The 21437-nt window shown below is 60.2% G+C and carries 21 protein-coding genes; 10 read left to right on the top strand and 11 right to left on the bottom strand.

Going from position 1 to position 21437, the window contains the following annotated elements:
• Positions 1-143: 143 nt before the first annotated feature.
• Positions 144-890: a potassium channel family protein gene (locus tag ACYQ14_RS07080; RefSeq protein ID WP_459886434.1), complete on the top strand. Its 747-nt coding sequence runs from the start codon at positions 144-146 to the stop codon at positions 888-890.
• Complete coding sequence (locus ACYQ14_RS07075; protein WP_283834737.1) at positions 890-1120, top strand: Lrp/AsnC family transcriptional regulator; 231 nt, start codon at positions 890-892, stop codon at positions 1118-1120. Before ACYQ14_RS07080 ends, ACYQ14_RS07075 begins: the two co-directional genes overlap by 1 nt.
• Before the next feature lie 684 nt (positions 1121-1804).
• Here ACYQ14_RS07075 and ACYQ14_RS07070 read toward each other — a convergent pair.
• Positions 1805-2584 (bottom strand): sulfite exporter TauE/SafE family protein, encoded by a 780-nt coding sequence (locus ACYQ14_RS07070; RefSeq protein WP_459886432.1) that lies wholly within the window; start codon positions 2582-2584, stop codon positions 1805-1807.
• 533 nt (positions 2585-3117) lie between these two features.
• Between ACYQ14_RS07070 and ACYQ14_RS07065 the strand changes: the two genes are divergently transcribed.
• Positions 3118-4377 (top strand): Nramp family divalent metal transporter, encoded by a 1260-nt coding sequence (locus tag ACYQ14_RS07065; protein WP_459886429.1) that lies wholly within the window; start codon positions 3118-3120, stop codon positions 4375-4377.
• Between the two features lie 537 nt (positions 4378-4914).
• Here ACYQ14_RS07065 and ACYQ14_RS07060 read toward each other — a convergent pair.
• Positions 4915-5460, bottom strand: coding sequence for a DUF5813 family protein (locus ACYQ14_RS07060; RefSeq protein WP_459886426.1), 546 nt, complete (start codon positions 5458-5460; stop codon positions 4915-4917).
• A 189-nt stretch (positions 5461-5649) separates the two neighbouring features.
• On the opposite strand from ACYQ14_RS07060, the gene ACYQ14_RS07055 reads away from it, so the two are divergent.
• A complete protein-coding gene (locus ACYQ14_RS07055) occupies positions 5650-5808 on the top strand; it encodes a hypothetical protein (protein WP_283834734.1) in 159 nt (52 codons plus the stop codon).
• Position 5809: 1 nt separating this feature from the next.
• Here ACYQ14_RS07055 and ACYQ14_RS07050 read toward each other — a convergent pair whose 3' ends face one another.
• The 3 genes from ACYQ14_RS07050 to ACYQ14_RS07040 all read right to left on the bottom strand — a co-directional run bounded on the left by ACYQ14_RS07050 (position 5810) and on the right by ACYQ14_RS07040 (position 7925).
• Positions 5810-6199: a DUF7522 family protein gene (locus tag ACYQ14_RS07050; RefSeq protein WP_459886423.1), complete on the bottom strand. Its 390-nt coding sequence runs from the start codon at positions 6197-6199 to the stop codon at positions 5810-5812.
• Positions 6200-6295: 96 nt separating this feature from the next.
• Positions 6296-7582, bottom strand: coding sequence for an O-acetylhomoserine aminocarboxypropyltransferase/cysteine synthase family protein (locus tag ACYQ14_RS07045; protein ID WP_459886420.1), 1287 nt, complete (start codon positions 7580-7582; stop codon positions 6296-6298).
• A 175-nt stretch (positions 7583-7757) separates the two neighbouring features.
• Positions 7758-7925, bottom strand: a complete 168-nt coding sequence (locus ACYQ14_RS07040) for a hypothetical protein (protein ID WP_459886417.1) — start codon at positions 7923-7925, stop codon at positions 7758-7760.
• 134 nt (positions 7926-8059) lie between these two features.
• On the opposite strand from ACYQ14_RS07040, the gene ACYQ14_RS07035 reads away from it, so the two are divergent.
• Positions 8060-8545 (top strand): NUDIX hydrolase, encoded by a 486-nt coding sequence (locus ACYQ14_RS07035; RefSeq protein WP_459886415.1) that lies wholly within the window; start codon positions 8060-8062, stop codon positions 8543-8545.
• Positions 8546-8632: 87 nt separating this feature from the next.
• Here ACYQ14_RS07035 and gpmI read toward each other — a convergent pair whose 3' ends face one another.
• Together gpmI and ACYQ14_RS07025 are read right to left on the bottom strand one after the other, a co-directional pair.
• On the bottom strand, positions 8633-10150 hold the full coding sequence (gene gpmI, locus ACYQ14_RS07030) for a 2,3-bisphosphoglycerate-independent phosphoglycerate mutase (protein WP_459886412.1): 1518 nt from the start codon (positions 10148-10150) through the stop codon (positions 8633-8635).
• A 92-nt stretch (positions 10151-10242) separates the two neighbouring features.
• A complete protein-coding gene (locus ACYQ14_RS07025; RefSeq protein ID WP_459886409.1) occupies positions 10243-10497 on the bottom strand; it encodes a hypothetical protein in 255 nt (84 codons plus the stop codon).
• A 146-nt stretch (positions 10498-10643) separates the two neighbouring features.
• On the opposite strand from ACYQ14_RS07025, the gene ACYQ14_RS07020 reads away from it, so the two are divergent.
• The 3 genes from ACYQ14_RS07020 to ACYQ14_RS07010 all read left to right on the top strand — a co-directional run bounded on the left by ACYQ14_RS07020 (position 10644) and on the right by ACYQ14_RS07010 (position 15178).
• On the top strand, positions 10644-11933 hold the full coding sequence (locus ACYQ14_RS07020) for a DNA double-strand break repair nuclease NurA (RefSeq protein WP_459886407.1): 1290 nt from the start codon (positions 10644-10646) through the stop codon (positions 11931-11933).
• Between the two features lie 109 nt (positions 11934-12042).
• Positions 12043-14262 carry a bifunctional metallophosphatase/5'-nucleotidase gene (locus ACYQ14_RS07015; RefSeq protein WP_459886404.1) on the top strand — a complete coding sequence of 740 codons (2220 nt, stop codon included), beginning with the start codon at positions 12043-12045 and terminating at the stop codon, positions 14260-14262.
• 133 nt (positions 14263-14395) lie between these two features.
• Positions 14396-15178 carry a cohesin domain-containing protein gene (locus ACYQ14_RS07010; protein WP_459886402.1) on the top strand — a complete coding sequence of 261 codons (783 nt, stop codon included), beginning with the start codon at positions 14396-14398 and terminating at the stop codon, positions 15176-15178.
• 64 nt (positions 15179-15242) lie between these two features.
• Here the strand turns inward: ACYQ14_RS07010 and ACYQ14_RS07005 are convergent, their stop codons facing one another.
• Positions 15243-15587 carry a DUF7113 family protein gene (locus ACYQ14_RS07005; protein WP_283834724.1) on the bottom strand — a complete coding sequence of 115 codons (345 nt, stop codon included), beginning with the start codon at positions 15585-15587 and terminating at the stop codon, positions 15243-15245.
• 267 nt (positions 15588-15854) lie between these two features.
• Between ACYQ14_RS07005 and ACYQ14_RS07000 the strand changes: the two genes are divergently transcribed.
• Positions 15855-16466, top strand: a complete 612-nt coding sequence (locus tag ACYQ14_RS07000) for a DUF7344 domain-containing protein (RefSeq protein WP_459886398.1) — start codon at positions 15855-15857, stop codon at positions 16464-16466.
• Between the two features lie 152 nt (positions 16467-16618).
• The gene (locus tag ACYQ14_RS06995; RefSeq protein WP_459886395.1) at positions 16619-18526 is read left to right on the top strand and encodes an ATP-binding protein; all 1908 of its coding nucleotides are present in this window, start codon (positions 16619-16621) and stop codon (positions 18524-18526) included.
• Positions 18527-18932: 406 nt separating this feature from the next.
• On the opposite strand, the gene ACYQ14_RS06990 is transcribed toward ACYQ14_RS06995, so the two are convergent.
• The 3 genes from ACYQ14_RS06990 to ACYQ14_RS06980 form a co-directional block, all read right to left on the bottom strand.
• Positions 18933-19523, bottom strand: a complete 591-nt coding sequence (locus tag ACYQ14_RS06990; RefSeq protein ID WP_459886393.1) for a CAP domain-containing protein — start codon at positions 19521-19523, stop codon at positions 18933-18935.
• A gap of 147 nt (positions 19524-19670) precedes the next feature.
• Positions 19671-20297, bottom strand: a complete 627-nt coding sequence (locus ACYQ14_RS06985; protein ID WP_459886391.1) for an alpha/beta hydrolase — start codon at positions 20295-20297, stop codon at positions 19671-19673.
• 85 nt (positions 20298-20382) lie between these two features.
• Entirely contained in the window at positions 20383-21288 is a 906-nt protein-coding gene (locus ACYQ14_RS06980; protein ID WP_459886389.1) for an alpha/beta fold hydrolase, read from the bottom strand.
• Between the last annotated feature and the right edge of the window lie 149 nt (positions 21289-21437).

Below are 21437 nucleotides of genomic sequence, written 5' to 3'. Positions count from 1 at the left end.
TTCGTATCCTCCCGACCCTGATCGTCGGGCGTTCAACAGGTTTTACGAGCCGAACGTGGCGAAATGGGACAGCGTTCCAGACACTCCGAGTGATTCGCTAACGCAGGGCAAACTTATTCACGGGGGCGAGCGTACCCCAGTCCATGCGGTTCGTAATAATCGGGGCTGGACGGGTCGGCTTGCGCACCGCCCGCGTCCTGGGCGAGGAAGGCCACGAGGTGACGTTGATCGAACGAGACGAGGCCACGGCTAATCGAGCCCGCAATCAGGGATTTACCGTCATCGACGGCGACGGCTCCCAAGAGACGCTTCTCGAGAAGGCGGGCGTCGAGGATGCCGACGCCGTCGGTGCGCTGACCGGCGACCTGAACGCCAACTTCTCGGCGTGTCTGATCGCCGACCACTACGGCTGTCGCACAATCTTGCGCATCGACGAGGAGTACCGCGAGCGGATCTATCGGAAGTACGCCGACGTCGTCGACGAGGTGATCTACCCCGAACGCCTCGGCGCGATGGGCGCGAAAAACGCCCTGCTGGGCGGCACGATTCGGGCCATCGCCGACATCGCACAGCACCTGCAGGTCGTCGAGTTGACGATCACCGAGGAGGCCCCGATCAACGGCTACACGATCAGCGAACTGCAACTGCCCGCGGATTCGACCGTCCTCGCGTTCGGCAAGACCGACGGCGACCTCGAGATCCCGACGGCCGACGAATCGCTCGAGGTGGGTGATCGGCTGGTCGTACTCGCGGATTTCGCGGTGCTGAGCGACGTTCGCCAGATCGTCGTCGGCAAGACTCAAGGCCGGGCGGAGGCAGAGCAGGGGGCGGATATCGAGAGTGGAACGACGACCGAAGACACGGAGGCGAACACTGGAGGTGCCAACTGATGGTTACAGCATTCATTATGGTCAAGGCGAATACGGGCGAGGCGGATCGACTGCGGGACAACATCGAAACGATCGAGGGCGTCAAATCAGCCCACATCGTTGCCGGCGACGTCGATATCATCGCGAAAGCCAGGGTCGAGACGCCCGCGGCGGTCAAGGAGATCGCGGCGAACCAAATCCAGGGAATCAGCGGCGTTGAGGATACGCAGACGTACATTGCGATGGACTAAAAACGAAGTTCGCTCTTCCGTAGGAGATTGTTGATACAGTTCTCCACGGAAGCGTCGGAACAGAGACTAACAGTCTAACGACCAAGCGACCGGGTTCTACTCTCGGTTGGTTTAGCATAGAATCGCAAGACAGCTCTACATCAACAATGTGCTACTCAAGAGCGAACGAAGTTTCATACCAAACTTTTAGGCTGTCGTTCGAGAGAGCATAATGAATTAGCTAAGTTCTGGGAATAGGGTCTACCCCACTTATCGGCAGCTGGGGCCTGTAGTGGTACTCCCTCGTACAGCTGTTCCCAATACTTCTCTCGATCATTAAGCTCTCTCGTGATCAAGCGAACCGAAGGGTTCGCCGACCTCGCGGGATCTTCGATCCCGCTTAGTGACGAAAGACGCCTCGGCGTCTTTCGAACCACGCTCTGGCACGCTGGCGGCGACGCCGACAGCGTGCCGTCGCTCGGTAAAACAGTAGTTAGTAATCCGGTTTCTTTATTCAGAGTATCCCGTGAAATTCGCGTTCAGCACGAGTGAGAGCATTACCAGCAGAGCTGTCGGCATATCCACTGACTGTCAAGAGTCGCGTGCTGAATAGAGTGAGTAGCTGTAGCAAACTGATTTAGTTTGTTCCAGAGAGTCTGCGCTGAATCAGCTGATCAGTATACGTGCGTATTGAGCAGATGTTGGCTACAGTGCGAGATAGGGCCCGACGACGATGAGGACAATACCCAATGCCACTTTTAATTTCGCAGGGTTGACCAGGTGAGCCACTTTCCACCCGACAACGACGCCTGCGAGCAACGGAAGGCCAACTAACGCTGCGACTGGCAGCGACACGTTGCCTTGGAAGAGGTATCCTATGGTTGCGAATGCTGCAATGAAGATCGATTGCACCTGAGCGACAGCAAGAGCCAGCAACATCGGGACGCCGATCAGGATCAGTGCCGGCACTGCGATCACAGGGCCCCCGACACCTAATAAGCCGCTGGTGATTCCGAGAGCGAATCCTAAGACGCCGAGGACGACTTGCCCCTCTTGTCTCGCCACATCCAACTGGTAGAGTGAACTGAGACCGCGCCGTTCACGATAGACGATAGTGATACCGGTCGCCATCGCAACTACACCGAGCAGGAGTCCGAAGATCGTTCTCGGAACGAAGGAGTTCACGTACGCGCCGATGAGGGCCCCAATAATACTTGAGAGACTGAGTATAAGCGCCATCGCACGTGCTTCGTCAGTTTTCATCTCTCCAGAGTGAACGTACGCAGCACTTCCGACGAGACCAGTCGCAATGAAGGTCGCATGTGCAGTTCCTGCAACCGTGCCCGACGAAAGCGGTGTCAGTGAATATAAGGAAATCGTCACAAAAATACCTCCTGGCCCAACTGTTGTGATTCCAACACCAGAGAGAAACGCGACCGCCACAAGCAATATGATGAGCGGGAAACCGAATGCAAAATCGAACATTCTATCTAATCATCTCCCGAACGCGGTATAGTCTCTGCGAACAGCATCCAATCGTGCGTTCCATGTCCTGTGGGGCGACGAAAATTCCCGATTCTTGATGAAGGGACGTACCTCGTGTTCGTGGGCAAATACACGGTGTTCTGGTCGTCGTAGGCTTTGAACTGTCGTCAAATGATCAATGATTTTAATCGTTATGCTATACCAGATTAGTATGAAAAAACCCACTAATTGCCAAGGTTTATTCCTCTTCGATAACTAGCAATACATATTCCAATTCCGTTTTAGTCGGTATTCGGATAGTCTAGTAGAACAGTTTACAGTAAAGATAGTTGCCAATGCCCCGTCAGGAGATGCGCGAAGTAGTACCAGAAACGCCTGTTCTGGCAGCCTAAATTGGCGAAACATTTGACTAAATCGATGGCTATGATAGATGCAATCATATCACAGAACGTACGGTTTCGAGGAAGAACGTGGGCTTGTATTGGATTCCACTCGTTGTTGCGTATCGACCGTTGGAAAACCAGTAACAGCGTATGAGTACGAACTTCACTCCGTTTCAGGACGTAACCAGATTCACTCAGAAGTACGGGCTGGCGTTCGTGATGGTCGCCAGTTACTTCGGCTCTGGCTCGGTGTTCATTGCCAGCCAAGCTGGCGTCATGCACGGATACACGCTGCTCTGGGCTGCCGTGGGGGCAGCGTTACTCGGATTTATTGCCCAAGACATGAGCGCTCGGCTGGGCATCCACGGAACATCGCTGATGGTGTTTACCCGCGAAAAACTGGGCCGGCCACTGGCAACAACGATCGCACTCTTCCTGTCGATTGGCTGTGTCGCCTGGACGCTCGGACTGGTCGCCGCGGTCGGCGCTGGTCTCTCCTTCTTGCTCGGGGGCGCCGTCACCTGGCAGCCCATCGCCGTACTTACGACGTTCGCTGCGATCGGTGTCGGACTGTTGCGCTACGACACCGTCGAAAACATGATGATCGCAATGATGTTCTCGCTGATGGTCATTTTCGTGATCGTTGCCCTGCCGAGCGGAGCTGATCCAAGCAGTGTGACGACCGGATTCGTTCCGGGAACTGACACGTTGGGTGCGCTGGCGATGGCAGCTGGGCTGCTCGGTACGACCGCACTGTGGCCGAACTTCTTCCTGGAATCGATTCTCGTCCATACCAAGGGTTGGACTGACGAGAGCGACCTCCCGGAGGTTCGGACGGACTTGGCGATCGGCTATACCGTCGGCGGGATCACGACGGTCGCAATCCTGATCACCGCAGCAGCATTACTGCGCCCGATGGGCTACACTGAACTCGAGTCGTTCATCACGCCGGGCGAGGCGCTGGTTGAAGTACTTGGAACGTGGGCGATGGTACTGTTCGTCGGCGGCGTGATCGCCGCGGCGTTCAACAGTATTATCCCGATCATGTGGACGCCAGCCTATATCATTCCGCAAGCTGCGGGCTACTCGGTTCAAAAGGGAGATCGGTTGTTCAACGTCCTGTTCGCAGGACTGACCGGGATCGGCGTGTTCTCGCCACTGGTGAGCTGGTGGCTAGATCTGTCGGTCGTCGACATGGTGATCCTGTTTCCGATGTACAACGGAATCTTCGCGCTGCCGGTCGCAGCCATCCTGTTGTTCTGGGCGGTTAACGACCGCGAGACGATGGGCGAGTACACCAATTCGAAAACGCTAAACAGCGTCAATGCACTGCTTGTACTACTCGCGGTTATCCTAGCGATTCTGTCTATCCAAGACTTCGCTAAACTCATCACTGGCGGAGGATTCTGACGTTGTGTCCTCTCATTGCTCTCGGCACTGCTAGTTTCATCGCCGAGTTGGAATATTGGGGACTACGAGTACGTTCTCCGCTAATCCGGCGAAAGCGAGAGTGAGAGACTTATCTCTCTCAGTTGCTCTCACCGTGTTAATAGATTCTCGGTTAATGTTCCACACGGTAACGCCTTCGCCTATACTGAGCGATCACTACCTCCACAAATCGAGCCGAATCTCGTACAACATTCGCGCTCTGTATTCAGCACTCTTCTGTGAACATCACTTGTATTTGATATATATTCTGCCGCTCGATAAGCACGTGTAGTGACCGAACTGTCCGATTCAGTTTCAGGTGTAATTCTGAATAAAGAAACCGCGCTACTATCGACTGAAACCCTCAGAAGAGCGTGCTCTTCCGTAGTCCTGCTGAACAAAGTGAAGCAGGGCTTGTCAGAGTGTGCCCTGACAGTGAGTCGTGCGGCTCTCGAGTTCCTCGAGTCGCACTCCCGGCCACAGCTTTTCGATGTCTTCCTCTTCGCTGATTTCGCTGATCTACATCGGCATGCCGCCACTCTCTCCGTTCCCGTCTGCTGCCTGTTGTCCTTGACTCTGGGCGTTCTCGAGCAACGCCGCTGCCTCTCCCTCGTACTCGTAGCCCGGGACGATCCCCTGGGCGTAGGTTCCCTCGACGTACTCGATTAGCGTTTTCGCGTCTTCGACGCCCTCACCGGCGTCCCAGGCGACGTACTCGAGAATCACGCGGACCTCGTCCGAACCGCGCTCGAGCGTGGGTTCTTCGTGGGTGCTCGTGTGGGCGAGCGAGAAGGTATCCTCGAGTCGACGCTCGAGGGTTTCGAACCAGCCGTCTTCGACGATCTGATCGACCGAAGGGCCGGCGTCGTCGTTCGTCGCGGCCGAGAGCGTGGGAACGGAGATTGTGACGTGGAACTTCCCGTCGCGCTTTCCCTCGCCCTCGTCGGCCGTGACGATCGTCTCGAAGACGGTCGTTTCGAGTTGGTGTCCGTCCCCATCGTCTCGGGGCGTAAACGCGTCGTGAGACTCGAGTTCGCGCTCGACGGCGGGCGGTTGGTCGGTCATTATCCCGACGAACGGGCGTGGCGAAAAAGGGTGTTACGCTGTGGTGGGGATTTGGGAGCTATCCGTACACGATTGTTTCCCTATCCTGACTGTTTCGGACCGTTTCGAACCGTTTTCCCTGAGAAACCCGCTCCTTCTCGAGGCGAACGCGATCCATAACTACAACCGTTGTTGTCGTTTGTCGGCGGCATGAGTATGGATAGATACGAAGCAGAACGTCGTCGATTCGCCAGATTGCTCGGTCTCGACGCCGAGATCGGTTCCGGACTGCCGATCGGCTCGAGAGCCGAAACCGAGGCGAAGGATGTTGATACCCCCGTTTCAAAACCGGGACGGAACGCCGATTGAACTAGGAGAGCGCTCGTTCCTCGAGGAACGTTCCGAGCGCGGTCGCGACTTCTTCGAAGTCCTTGACTGTGAGGCCGTCCGTGGTGGCGAGGAATCCCTCGCGGTCGTTCGTCACGCGGATGAGAAATCCGTTGTCGAAGACGCGAATCGTGTAGTTATAATCGCCGAGTTCCGACCCCTCGTAGGCCGTTTGGGCGGTTTTGAAGCCGCGCCACTCGTGGCCGATAAACGTCGAGAGGTCCGCGTCGCGCTCGAGATCCTCACGAAGGTATAACTGCTCGAAGTCGTCTTTCGTGAAGTAGGTGACCGAGCGCAAGCTATCGCCGATGGCTGTCCGGGCAGTCGTTACGATCTGGTTCGACGTGTCGGACGTGAGTAGCCCTGTGGCCATACCAGAGGGGTAGTTCTCCGTGACCTTAATGACGGTGGCTTTCCGTGAGCGTCGGGACAGCCGTCCCCTGTCACCGAACGGATCGAGCGAAAGAGGTTAGACCTGGTCGATCGCCTGCTCGAGATCCGCGATCACGTCTTCGACGTCTTCGATCCCGACCGAGATTCGGACGAGGTCGTCCGTGGTGCCGCTCGCTAATTTCTCCTCCTCGGTGAGTTGCTGGTGGGTCGTACTCGCGGGATGGATAATCAGCGTCTTCGCGTCGCCGACGTTGGCCAGCAGGCTCGCGAGATCGACCTCGTTGCAGACGGTTTCGGCCGCCTCATAGCCATCCTCGAGACCGAAGGTAATCATCCCGCCGTATCCCCCCTCGAGGTACTTGCTGGCGTTTTCGTGCGTCTCGTGGCTTTCGAGACCCGGGTAGTTGACCCAAGAAACCTTCTCGTGGTCCTCGAGATATTCGGCGACGATCTGGGCGTTCTCGGAGTGTTTCTCCATGCGAAGCGGCAACGACTCGAGCTTTTGGAGGGTAACCCAGGCGTCGAACGGCGACTGCTGGTTGCCTAAATCCCGCAGGCCGCGCGTTCGAGCCGCGATTGCGAACGCTTGCTCGCCGAAGGTCTCGTGGAAGTTGATCCCGTGGTAGGCCGGGTTCGGTTCGGTGAGTTCTGGGTAGTCGCCCTCGTCCCAGGGGAAACTGCCGCCGTCGATGAGCACGCCACCGACGGTCGAGCCGGCGCCGGTGAGCCACTTCGTCGTCGAGTTCCAGACGAGATCCGCGCCGTGTTCGAGGGGCCGACAGAGATGCGGCGTCGCGAACGTATTGTCGACGAACAGCGGCACGTCGTTCTCGTGGGCGATCTCCGCGACGCGTTCGATGTCGGGCGTGACGAGCGCTGGGTTGCCGATCGTCTCGAGGTGGACGAACGCGGTGTCGTCGTCGATCGCCTCCTCGTAGGCCTCATAATCGAGCGTGTCGACGAACTTCGTCTCGATGCCACGCTTTGCGACGGTGTGCGTGAGATAGGTGTAGGTGCCGCCGTACAGCGCCGACGCCGAGACGATGTTGTCGCCGACCTCGGCTAAGATGAACGTCGCGAGGTCGAACGATGCCATCCCGGATGCGGTCGCGAGCGCCCCGACGCCGCCCTCGAGGGTTGCGATGCGCTCTTCTAACATCGCGTTCGTCGGGTTCATGATCCGCGAGTAGATGTTGCCGAACTCCTCTAACCCGAACAGGTTCGCGGCGTGTTCGGTGTCGTCGAAGACGTATGAGGTCGTCTGATAGATCGGCGGCGCTCTGGCTCCTGTCGTCGGATCTGGTTCCTGGCCCGCGTGAATGCTGTTCGTCGCAAACTGGTGGTCGTTGGAATCTTCACCCATACGAACCTGTTATCGCAGTAGAAAGGAAAACGTTGCCGTGAATTCCCGCGGGTTGGGGAACTCCGGAGAACGGTAAACCTAGTCGTGAGCCGAAACCGGACGCCCATCCCCGGAGTAATTGCTTCTCGTCCCACACGACCACCGTCGGTAATCCGCGACGTCGATCAGTCTACGATCACAGCCCGAGACCCGAGAACGCGAAAATGGCGGCGAGCGGATCTCGCATCAGTACTAAGAGGACTCCCGCCGCGACGACGACGATCGTCCAGACGATCATAATATACGTTGCTTCACGGGTAAACGCCTCGTCTTCTTCCGCCATCATCGAATCCTGATTGCTCATACGAAGCGATTTAGACGCTGCTACTATAATATTACGTGTGATTCGTTCTCCCTGATGAATGTTCACACAGCACCTTCTCCCGAGGAACTCGTCGATCGGAGCGACTTTCATCGTTCGGTGCCCGCCACTCGAGCATGGAAACGACCCGCCACTTCACGGTGACCACCTACGTGGTCAACGACGATGCGACCGCGCTCCATCAGCACGAACGGATCGGGAAACGGATCCCGCCCGGCGGACACATCGACCGCGACGAACTGCCCCACGAAGCCGCGATCCGAGAGTGCATAGAGGAGACCGGTCTCGAGCCGACGATCCTCCGAGAGCAGGAGTCACTCGAGGGCGGTTCCGGTCGGAGCCTCCCTCAGCCTCGCCGTCAAATGCTCTACGACGTCAACGTCCACGACGGCACCGTTGGCCACCAGCATATCGACCACATCTTTTTCGCCAGTGTCTCGAGTCGAGAGATCGATCCGGGCCCCGACGAAGCCGATGTCGACGCCTGGGACTGGTACTCGCGCGAAGAGCTTCGGAAAAGCGATCTCGAGCAAGACGTGATCGAACTCGGCTGTGCGGCGATCGGCGCGGTAGATACGTCGCGCGAATCGACCTCGCGTTGACTCGACCCGGCGCTGAATCGACCCTGGGCAGACTCGATCCGGCGGTAACTCGTTGGTTCGAATCGACCGAAAAAACAGCGATCGCCGCTACTCCAGCAGATTCGCGCCTGTCATCTCCGGCGGCTGATTAATGCCGATCAGCTCGAGCATCGTCGGGGCGATGTCCGCGAGGGTGCCGCCCTCGCGAACCGTCCGTCCGTCGTCGCTTCCGTCGGGGCCGACGTAGAGGAAGGGCACGAGATTGTAGGTGTGTGCCGTGTGCGGCCGTTCTTCGGTTCCCATATCGTCGGCGTTGCCGTGATCGGCGGTAATGAGAACGTGTGCGCCCTGGTCCTCGAGCGCCTCGACGAGCCGACCCAGTTCGGTGTCGACGGCTTCGACCGCTTCGACGGCGGCGCGGTAGTCGCCGGTGTGGCCCACCATGTCGGGATTGGCGTAGTTGAGCACGAGCACGTCGGGATCCTCGCTCCGGATCGTCTCGATCGCCGTGTCGGTCACCTCGGGCGCGCTCATTTCGGGTTGGTGGTCGTACGTCGACACGTCCGGACTCTCGATAATTTCCCTGTGCTCGCCGTCGAACTCGACCTCGCGACCGCCGTTTAAGAAGTAGGTGACGTGGGCGTACTTCTCGGATTCGGCCATGCGAAGCTGACTCATCCCCGCGTCGGCGAGCACTTCGCCGAGCACCTGTTCGGGCTGGTTCGGTGGGAACGCGATCGGCTGGTCGAACGTCTCGTCGTACTCGGTCATCGTGACCAGTTCGATCTCGGGCGGATTCGTCTCAAAGTCCCACTCCGGACGGATATCGGCGAGCATCCGCGTGAGCTGGCGAGCGCGATCGGATCGGAAATTAAACCAGACGACCGAGTCCCCGTCCTCGAGCACCGGTTCGCCGGCGATTACCGTCGGCTCGACGAACTCGTCGGTTTCTCCCCGTTCGTAGGACGCCTCGACGGCTTCGACCGCCGAGTCGGCCTCGTAGTCGGCCTCGCGGGAAACGATCGCGTCGTAGGCGCGCTTGGTCCGCTCCCAATTTTGGTCGCGGTCCATCGCGTAGTACCGCCCGGTGACCGTCGCCACATCACCCGTCCCGTGGCTATCGATCGCGTCCTCGAGCGCCGCGAAGTATCCCCTTCCGCCGGTCGGAGAAGTATCCCGCCCGTCCGTGATCGCGTGGGTAACCGCCTCGACGTCCCGATCCGCGGCGAGTTCGATCAGCGCGTGGAGGTGCTCCTGATCGGAGTGAACCCCGCCGTCGCTGACGAGTCCGAGAAAGTGCACGCGTCCGCCACTGTCGCGGGCGTGGTCGAAGGCCGCGTTGATCGCGTCGTTCTCGCGGAACGAGCCGTCGTCGATGGCGTCCGAGATTCGGGTGTACTCCTGGTAAACGACCCGCCCCGCGCCGATGTTGAGATGGCCGACCTCGCTGTTTCCCATCTGTCCGTCCGGCAAGCCGACGCGCCGTCCGGCGACCTCGAGGCTGCCCGCCGCTCCCGTTCTCGAGAGTCGATCGAACACGGGGGTGTGGGCCGCCTCGACTGCGTTTCTTCCGTCGTCGTCATCACCGAGTCCCCAGCCGTCGAGGACGATCAGTGCCGCGTTCATGTGCGAGTGGAACGGGTCCCGCCGTATCTAGCTGTCGTTCACTGCGGGGCGGCACGAAAAATCGTCGACGCACTCAACGTATCAGAAAAAACTCATTCGTGATCGTACTTCGCCCCACATTCACCGCAGACGGTCCCCCGTCCGGGCTTGCTCCGCTGGGCGAACACCGCCCCGCAATCGTCACAGATCATGAAGAGTCGATGCTCCGGCGGGACGCCCGCCTCGAACTCCATGTGGACCCATGCGTCGGGGTTTTCCTCGTCGCGGATCGTTACTCCGTTTTCGGATTGGTGCCAGTTGATCGCCGGTGACTCCGGTTCGGCGCTCCGAATTCCTCGCTTGGACATCGGGTATCAGAGTTATCCACGGCAAGTCATATACGTTTTCTGATAATAATTTACCCGGTCTCGAGTGAACCGCTCGAGCACCCCGGAGGTTCTCGCGGTTCGGACCGATCGCGGGATTTTTGCGGGTGGGATCGGTGGGGTCGGTCATGACGCTCGATCCGGTTCACTTCGACGGCATCGCGCGACTCGCGCGGCGGATCGACCACGGTGCCGACGAACGGGACCACCGGGAGTTCGCCGAGACCGTCTGGGACTCGTTTCTGGACCCATTGAACGCCGACGGACGGACGATCCTCGAGCCGATCGACGAGGTTCGAAAGCAACTCGTCGACTGCGAGGACGTGGCGCTCCGCGATCGTCCGTTTCCGACCCAGCACGGTCTCGACGCTGGGACGATCAATCCGACGACGTTCAAAAACGGGCTCGTCATCGACATCGCACAGGCCGCGATGAGCGCGACCCCGAGCGATCTCGATCTGCACCGCTCTCGGACCGTCGTCGCAACGGTCCACTCCAACGACGAGACCGCTCGAGTCGACGATCGGTGGGACAAGTTCGACGGCGGGTACAGCCGCTCGCGCGCGGTGAAGGTGCCGCCGCTTCCACGGTTCGCCGAAGGCGTTGTCCACGCGCTTGCACTGTATCTCGCCGAGAGCGAGCACGCTCGCGAACACGCCCCGAAGGTTTCGGATCTGCTCGTCCTCGACGGGCCGTTGTACCCCCGCGGCCTGCTTCGCTGGGCCGACCAGCACCCCGACCTCGCGGACTTCCTGCTCGAGGATCCCCGACCGACGACGGTGCTCGAAAACTACGTTCGACTGGTCGAGACCTTCCTCGAGCGCGAGGTTCCGCTGATGGGATTCGTCAAGAACCCCGCGACGCGCGTGATAACGCGGACGCTCAAGCGGAAGAAACGAAAAGAAGGAGACGTCGGACTCGACGTTCCCTGGGCCGACGACTCCGCGATGTTCACTCGAATTCTCGAGCGCGGAGAGTACGTCGACGATGTCGAGGGTGATCGCTGGGAGCGAGACACCTCCTCGTTGACCTACACCAACTGGTTCCGTTCTCGAGGGGGCGTCGATCGTCCGCTCTCGGTCGACGGCGACGCACTCCGCGTCGAACGGAACCTGTCACACGAGAACTACGAGGTCACGTTCTTCGTCCTCTACGACCCTCGAGACGATCTTCTCTACCGAATCGAAGCACCGTACGCGTTCACCCGTGATCCGGAGATTCGAGAACGGCTGACGATGCAAGTCCTCCAAGACGTGGCTATCGCCCACGGGCCGCCGACGATCATCGACAAGGCGGACGAACTTGCCCGGATCAGCAATACGGAAAAACGGTCACTTCGGGAGAGTCTGGAGGACAGTTTCGAGACGACGCAGGATCGGACGTACGACGATCACCGGTGGGGAGAAGACCTGGTTTGACAACTTTTCTCTCCGACAACGTTTGCATATATGCATCAGCATAGCTTATTAGAGTAGACTTATTCGAATAGTAGAAACCTATTAGTTGGTGCTTTCGCAGTGTGTGACTATGACCAAACAGTCATCGGACGGTAATAGTCACGACAAACGAACGGATTTCATCCAGACCGAGAATGTCACCGATAGCACTCGCCGTCGGTTCCTCGGCGCGACCGCAGGGGCCTCTCTCGCTAGTCTGGTTCCCATTAGCGCGAGCACGACTGTCGGAGCCGAGGAAGACGACGAAACGGTAACGATCGTCCACGATACGCACTTTCACGGCCGGTTTCAGGACGCCGAGGAGGGCGAACTGAACATCGCGCGCTACTATACCGTCGTCCAGGACGTGCTCGAGGACGAAGACAACGCGCTGTTTTTGGGGAACGGCGACGACTTCGCGCCGTCGATGCTCGGCCTCGAGTACGAGGGCGAACACATGGTCGAGGCGCTCAATTACATGGACATCGATGCGGATGGCGTCGGGAATCACGAGTACGATTTCGGTGCGGACGTGGCGACCGAACGATTCGAGGAAAGCGAGTTCCCGTGGGTCGTCGCGAACTTGCTCGACGATGAGGGCGAGGCCGTCCCGGGAACCGAACGCTGGATCACGATAGAGGAGGGCGACCTGACGATCGGCGTCTTCGGACTCGTCTCGGAGACGTTCCACTCGCTGACGGACTATCCCGAGGAGTGGGAAGTGCTGGGCTATGTCGAGGGATCGCAGGAAGCGGTCGACGCGCTTCGCGACGAGGGCGCAGACATCGTCGTTCTCGCGTCGCACGTCTCGACGGGCGTCCACTACACGCTCGCCTCCGAAGTCGACGGTCTCGACGCCATCGTCGGCTCGCATTCGGGCGTCGTCCTCGAGGAGCCCGCCATCGAAGACGGGACGATAATCAGCGAGTTCGGCGACGAGTTCGACCACGTCGGCTCGATCACGCTCGACGCCGACGGCGACCTCGTCGACTGGCAACGAACCGATTTGCTTCCCGAGGGTGCCGATCCCACGCCCGAAGTCGACGAGTACGACGAGATCAGCGCTCGCAACCTCGCGGATATCGAGGAAGACGAGTACCTCGCCGATCTGACCGAAGAGTGGACCGAGGAACTCGAGGACGAACTCGGCCAGACGGCCTTCGAGAGCGAGGTCGAACTCAACGCGACGTTCGACAACTACGCGATCGAGACCAACTGGGGGAACCTGATGACCGACGCGATGCGAACCGTCGGCGAAACCGACGACATCGAGGTCGATATCGCCGCCCAGAACGGCGGCGGGATCCGCGGCGACTCGACGTACGGCCCCGGCGAAATCCCGGGAACGGCCGTCATGGACACGCTTCCGTTCCCCAACACGATCGAAGTCCTCGAGGTAACCGGCCAGCAGGTCGTCGACTACCTCGAGGAGGAGATCCGGCCGTTGCCGGACCCGGATTTCGGTGCACAACCCGCAATCCAGGTGTCGGGCGTCTCCTACGAGTGGTCCGGACACGAGGACGACGTCTGGGTGGACAACGTTTTCGTTGGCGGCGAACCCGTCGACAGCGACGAGACGTACTATCTCGCGCACAACGACTACACGATCGGCAACTCGCTGACCCTCTCGGAAGCCGAGGTCGTCCTCGAGACCGGCCAGTTCCAGGGCCCGCACGTGTTAGAGGAACTCGAGGCCGAGGACGAGCCGGTCGCCCCCGAGCGGGAGAATCGGATGAACCGCGTCGACGAGGCAGTCGATTCCGCCGCAGTTGAGGGGACCGGAGATGGCGACGAAAGCGACGAGATCACCCTCACCGTAGACGTACCCGATGGCGCGGACGAGGTCGTCGAGGATTCGTTCCGAGTCGCGATTCGAACGGGCGCGGACGTCGACGCCGAATCGGCAGATAGCGACGGGGAGGCGGTCGACGTAACCTTCGACGAAGCCGCGCTGGTCGACCTGCTCGAGGATGTCGACGAGCCGGTCGCCCGACTGTTCGGAAGCTACGAGCCGGATCAGGACTCGTGGGACTACGAGTTCGACGTGCCGGCCTCGGACGGGTACGATCACTTCAAACTGAAATCAGACGTGAGCGCGTCGGCGGTGCTCGGTGAAGAATCAGACAACGGCGACGGAGACGACGAGTCCGGATCGGACGAGGACGAAACCCCAGGCTTCGGCCCGGCGGCGGCACTCGCCGGCGGTGCTGGCGGCGCGTACCTCTACGCTCGAAACCGATCGACCGGCGACGGCGAATCCGGTGGCGAACGCGGACTCGACGGCGAAGTCGACAAGACGACCGACGCGTAACAATCGGTGCGACCGGTCGACGGAATCGGGCGACTACCGATACTGCCGGCGACAAGCAAACGAACTCGCGGACCCAACGAATGCACATCCCCCGATAGGACATGGTAGACGAACTCACGTTTCTTGATACGAAATGGTAGCTGAATCTGAACACACTCGAGTCGAACGCGCCGTTGGTGCCTTGGTGGCGTTGCTCGTCATCCTCGCCGTGGCGGGAGTCGCCGTCGGCGCGGTTGCTGGGGCGGATCAACTCGCGGTCATCACGCCCTCACCGCACAGCGTTGACGCCGAATCCGGCGAGGAGTTTACCGTCGATATCACCATGGTGACCGACGGCGGTCACGGCGGCGAGGGCGTCGAATCCGTCGATCTGGTCGCCCAGTATCACCCGGAGTACCTCGAGATTACAGCCATCGAACCTGGGCCGTGGCTCGAACAGGACGAGGAGACCGAGGTTCACGAGGAAGAAATCCTGGCCCACTCGGATGGAACGGCCATCCTCGAACAGTGGCGCGATCCCGTCAAGGGCGGAGCGACCGGTAACGAGAGGCTCGCGACGGTTACAGTCGAGGTCGCCGACGACGCACCGCCCGGAGCGGCAAACATTAATTTCGAAGAAACGAGCGTGAACCTCGAGCGGTCCTACCCGATGCCGATTCACGATCAAAACGTTTCCGTGACGATCGACGACGAAGACGAGCCCGTCGAGTCGTTCGATCATCCGGAGCCAGATCTCGACGAACTCGAGGGTCACCAAAACGGGGAGCAAGACAAGTCCGGTGAGGACGGGACCGACGCGGCCGAGGACCCGGATAACGCCGATGATTCCGTTCCTGGGTTCGACGGAATTACGCTGATCGCGACTGCAATCGGTAGTCTCGTCGCTGTGTTCCTGTGGGGTCGAGACTGCGAGTAAACGACCGCGGGCGCGGTGGCCCGGGGTACTCTGCCTGTTTTCATTATCGAACGGGAGAGAAGGATTAGACCTCGGTTTCGGGCTCGCTCTTTTCGACCTCGAGTTCGACGTCGCTCGCCGTAACACCGATACGGGCAAACTGGGTTCTGACGTGTTCTTTGGCCGCCTCGACGGCCTGATCTCGAGTGTCGAACCCGCGAGGCATTGGCGACTCGAAGGCGACGTTGACCTCTCGGTCGTTGATGAGCTGAGTCGTTCCGCCGCTGTCGACCTCGTAGAATTCGTCACAGACCCACACGTACGCGGCGTCTTCGTTCGGGGCACCGCGGAACGACGGTGCCTGTTCGCCGCGCTCGTAGAGCGTTCCCGTCAGTTCGGTACCGCCTGCGCGACCGCGTACCATCAACATGAACCGTTCTACGGCACGAAGGTGCAAAAAGGCGTGGAGTTGCGGACACTGACGCCGGTGTTCCTCGCGGCACCATCGGTTGTGAAGTATCCCGAGTCGGGTGACCTGGGGGACTTCATGGTTTAGCCCGGCCCGCTGAAAGCCCGTTCAACGCACGAAAAACGGGTTTTCTATCCGTTTCACTCTCTCCTCAGAAGGGGTGTCAGACACACTACCCAAATCCTTTTGGAAATGGGCTTATACCGATTGGGCGGATGTTCTGTTATAATGAGTTCGGACGCCCACTTCGGCGGCGATAGCAGACGAAATTCGTTGTCGAACATTCCGGCGAAGTGCTATGACGTTCTTCGACATCCACGACGCCTCCGCGTCCTCGAGATTCTGGGAAGCACCGGCCGGGAAATGACGGTTTCCGAACTGGTGACGGAGATTCGTGCTCGAGACGGGTCCGGCGAGCTGTCCGAGAGACAACTCCGTACCAGTCTCGTTCACAGCCACCTCCCGCGGCTGGCCGATCACGACATCATCATCTGGGACGGGGAAACCGCGTCGGTCGGCACAAACGCACCGCTCCCGCCCATGAACGTAGCGGTCCTCCTCGAGGCGTGCTCGAGCACGGACGAAAAACTTCTCGAAACGGTCGTGCATCCGGTGCGAATGCCGACCCTTCGATTGCTCGAAGAACACGCCCAGGGCTGTTCGATCGACATTCTCGCGGAGCAACTGGCGACGCTCGAGGTCGATACCATCTCGGATAGCCAGACGGCGAAAATCGCACTTCATCACTCGCATCTCCCCGCGCTGGCGGATATCGACGTTCTCGAATACGAGAACGGTTGGGTGAAGACGACCGATCATCCGCTCCCGACGATGCACTGAGCCGGCCGCTCGTTACCCTTTTCCGGTGTTCTGGTTTCCATCCTGCTTCTCGATAGCCTGAGCGCTATTCTACTGTTTCGACGGTTTTTCCGCACGGATCGACTGACGGACGTCTCGGTATTTCTTTGAAGGATGAATAAGATATCGTGTATATGAGCGATCTGGGCGATTTCACCGACCACGCCGTCGACGATGGGAGCGGGGATTCCCTCGAGTCGACGACTGCAGACGACGCCCCCTCGAGCGACGACGGGGCGGCGCAGACGGATACCGACGGAAACGAGGACGAGTTCGCGGTCACGTCTGTCGACCCTCGAGGTGAGGACGTCGGCATCGGAACCGTTTGCGTCTCGCAGGGGCTTCGAATCGCCGAGGACGAAGACGAGACGAGACTGCGGGCCTACATCACCCAGGGGAACCGCTCCGATATCAGGATCGGAACGTACCTGCTCGCGCCCTATCCCGAGGAGGCGGGGGGTGCTCTCGGATCGGCGACGGCCGCGGGTGACGGTCAGGCCGGTGCGAGCGCGGCCGAAGAAACGCTGTTCTGTCGCATTACCGGCCTCGAGTACGCCCAGCAGTACCACGCCGACGACGCGACGGAGATCCACGCACGACGAGCCATGCGCCGCAACGACATCGACGAAGCCGACTTCAAGTTTATCGCGTCACTCGAGCCTGTCGCCGTGTTGTACGAGGATGGAGAGGAGCTCAAACGGCGGATGACCGATCGCGTGCCTAAACCCCAGACGGTGATCCGGACGGCCGACGACACCGAGGAGATCAAAACGGGATTGAAGATTCCCGAGGACGGCGTCTTCCTGGGGCATCTCTCCGTTGGCGGCGAGAAGGTTCGGACGGCCGCTTCGCCGCCAACGATTGACTACCCGCTCAAGGACGACTACGATGCGGGCGACCCGCTGGTCTTTCGACACTCGCTCGTGGCCGGCGGCACGGGTTCGGGGAAGACCCACGCCGCGAAGAACGTCCTCCGGCAGTATCTCGCCGAGGAGCGAACGTATCCGATGGAGGACGGTCGGGAGGTCCAGCCCGCGATCGTCCAGTTCGACCCCCAGGACGAGTACGCCCAGATGCACGACGACAATCCCGACTTAGACGACGACTTCGCGCGGCGACTCGAGCGCGAGGGCGTCGCCTACGGCGGGGTCGAGAAGACGACGGCGTTCGTCCCGAGGATCGGCGATTCCTCCTACGCGGCGGGCCATCACCGCGCCGAACAGGTCGAGTTCACGATTCCGTTCTCGATGGTCCACGAAAACCCGTGGCTCGTCGCGGGGAGCGGACTCAACGACAACCAGTACGGCGCGCTCACGAGCGTCCTGCTTCCGCGATTTCGAGACCAGTACGGCCCCGACGGTACCTACCGGGAGTTCACGACCTTCCTCGACGATCCGGCGCTTCGAGAGGAACTCGACGAATCGGGACGGGTCCACGAGGCGACCTTCGACGCCGTCCGCCGGCGCGTGCTCGGCTTTGGCCACGTCTTCGATCAGGACGCCCGGCCGATCACCGACCTGATTCACGAGTTCGTCCGCCCGGGCGGCCTCTCCGTGGTTCCGACCTACCACATCAACGACTCGAGGGCGACCGAAGCCGTCGTGCTCGCGCTCTCGAGTCTGGTCATCGACCAGAAGCTCTCGAACGACCCGGACTACGACCGGATCAAGGAAACGCCCCTAATCCTGGGGATGGACGAGGCGCACAACTTCCTCACCGACGCCGACAGCGTGCAGGCGGGGAAGGTTATCCGAAAGTTCACAGAGGCGGCAAAACAGGGCCGGAAGGAACGGCTGGGGCTCTTTCTCATCACGCAGGACCCCCAGGATATCGACGACGCGGTCTTCAAACAGATCAACACGACCGTCGTCCTCAACTTAGGCGACGAGGACGCCATCAAGAGTGTGAACATCCCGACCAATCTCGAGTCGAAGGTGCCCTACATGGAGAAAGGCCAGATGGTCGTTTACTCGCCCGACAACTCTGAACCCGTCGAGCTGATCGGGCTTTCGAAGTGTCTCACGAGACACGGGCGTGATTGATCGGTCTCCTGGCCGTTTGGGATAGCCGAGGCGGCCGTTCGGGATAGCCGACTGAAGCAGCCGTTTGGCTGACCGAAACGGCCGTTTAGGGCGATTGATCGAAACGATTAAAGCGGCTTTGGTGAATCACCATACGGAATCAGGTTGAGTGATTGTAGAGGACCTGTAGCAGAATCCAATTGCTCCGCTATCATCGAGCCCTTCGGGATTGTGGCCAAATTGTCCCAGAGTAGCGCCACAAGCCACCGCATTTCACCCCTGGAAGCCGACGCCGCCTAGTGAATCACCAGAGCCATTAAAGCGAAAAACTTGGCGAAGCGAACTCCTGATACTGCCGGCTGTACGTCGTTCAAAAATCTTGTCGCCCAGGGGTCCGCGAATCTTCGCATAGTTACAGCCGATAGTATCAGCAGAAGTTCTGCGTGGCGAACACCTTATCATCGTCAGTGACGTGGATGCCGATACCCTGATTCTCCCAGTGATCGGCGAGGAGGTTCTCCTGATGGCCTTGCGAGTTCATCCATTGCTCGGCGATGCCGTAGCCGAGTTCCTGTTCGTCTTCGTAGTGAACGATACCCCGGTCGCCCGTATTGACCGGCGTGTCGTACCACGTTTGGGCGATGTTCTCGCCGCCGATATACCCGTTCACGCTACACTCGTAGCCAGCGTCGTCGTACCTGTCGATGAACCCGTTCCCGTCCGGATCGGTGTGTGAGAAGTAGCCGCGCTCGCCCATATCCTCGCTGTGATCTCGAGCGATGTCGCGAAGCTCATCATCGAACTCGAGTTCGTCGGACCCAACCGCGGCGCGTTCTTCGTTTACCGCTTCGTGGACGTATTGTTCGACGGCGTCGATATCTATCGCATCGGTTTCGACTTCGCTCGTGTCGTCGACCGCCGTACTCGAGGCGGAAACCGCGGTCCCGGCACCGAGTAGACCGATGACGAGCATCATTGTGACTGCTGTGATAATTGTCGATTTCGTTGGTTGTCTCATCCACATCGCATCTCGAGGACGTTCATAATAGTAATATCGAATGGTGTCTACAAAAATAGTGTCGCGCGATTTGTCGTCTTCGAGCGATGGATCGGTCGGCTGTCTCGGGACAGACACGGTATCAACTTCGGGTTACCCAGCAGGTAACTAGCTCGACTCGAGCAACGTACGCTCGAAAAATTCACTGACCGCGCTCGCAATTTCGCCGTGTTTCCCGAGAAAGAAGTGATCTCCCGATAGTTCGACGGATTCGTCGCCACGCTCCGTTGCGGCCTCGACGATCGGGCTCCAGTCGGCCGTGGTATCTCGCTCGCCGTACAGCACACAGACGGGTAGTTCGGCTCGCTCGAGTCCCTCGAGCGCGTCAAGGTCTTCGCCGAGCCGTGCCGTCGGCGCGAGGACGGAAACGGCGTCACACGCCGCGTCCGGGGCGGCGATCAGCGCCAGCGTCGCGCCGAAGCTGTAGCCGAAGACGCCGACCCGATCATAGCGTTCGTTCGCCCAGCGGATCGCGTTTCGGACATCCTCACGCTCGCCAGCTCCCTCGTCCCAGGGGCCGTAGTCGAACCGAAGACAGGCGATTTCGGCCTCGAGCAACGCGTTGCCCACCGCAACGAGTCGCGGATCGGTGCGGGAGCCGCCGTGTTGGGGGTGGGGCGGACAGGCGATTACGATCGCATCTGGGTCGTCCCGGCTTTCGTTTCCATCATCGGATTTGGGCTCCTCGAGCGTTCCGCGAACATCGCGATCACCGGGCACTAGCACGTCGCTCATGGGTGACGATCGATTCCGCGGATAATCAAAACCGGTGTCCGCGTCCCGGCCGGCTGGCGTCGGCCGCCGACGCTCGGAAACCACGTCATTGTTGCTTGAGAAACGCTCGCAACTCCTCGAGAGCGCGGTCGTACTCGTCTCGAAGCACGCAGTGGCCCGCGCCCTCGACGTGGACGAGTCTCCCATCGCCGAGACGAGACGTGATCTCGCGGTGGCGCTTGCGGGCCGCGTCGGCGGCGTCCGCCTTGAGAACTAGCGTCGGCGCGTCGATCTCTGCGAACACTTCGGCCGGATCCTGGCCACCGGCCTCGAGCATGCCGCCAACCGCCGGATCGACATTCGCGTACGCATCAGCGAGCAGCGTCGCGAGGTCGCCGCGTCCGTCCGCGGCCAGCGCCCGCAACTCGGGATCGGTCTCGAGTGCTTCTGTGCGGTCTCGATCACCGGTAATTCGGTCAACGATGGGGGTGAGAAGGTCGTCGTTCGGCTCGCGTTCGTCCTCGCGTTCGTTCCGATTTTCGTCGTTCCCGGTTTCGTCTCCTCCATTTTCACGTTCACCGCCGGCGGGCTCGAGCAGTAGTTCGGGATCCTCGAGTACGACGCCGCCGGGAACGTCGGGTTCGGCGGCCGCCGCGACGGCGACGGTCGTCCCGCCCATCGAGTGACCGTACAAAAGCGGGGATTCGTTCGCGATTCCGAGCGCCTCGATCACCCCGAGGAGGTCGCTCGCCAGCTTGTCGTAGCGGTATCTCGTTTCGGGAGCCGCCGACCGACCGTGTCCGCGAGCGTCGTAGGCGATCACGTCGTACTCCGTTGTGAGCGGCTCGAACAGGGGGAGCCGCGAGCGGCCGTCGGACGTGATGCCGTGGGCGACCACCAGCGGTCGTCCCTCGCCGCCGCTTCGGTAGTAGTGCAATCGGACGCCGCCGACTTCGAGGTCATCGTCGGTCCACCCGTCGGGAACCGCAGCCTGGATCTCCGTGTCGACCATCGGTTCGACGTTCGAGTGCCGTCTGCAAATTCCTTCCGTCCGGCGAACACGTCGCCGCTGTCCGGGCCGCTTCTTGCCGTCTTCCGGCCGATCGGCTGTTTCACACCACACAGACTGTTATCAAAGTGATGTTTTTAAGGGCCACGAGC

Source organism: Halostagnicola bangensis (assembly GCF_054653435.1).
The sequence above is the reverse complement of the archived record's forward strand: the minus strand, read 5'-3'. Positions and strand labels throughout refer to the sequence as shown.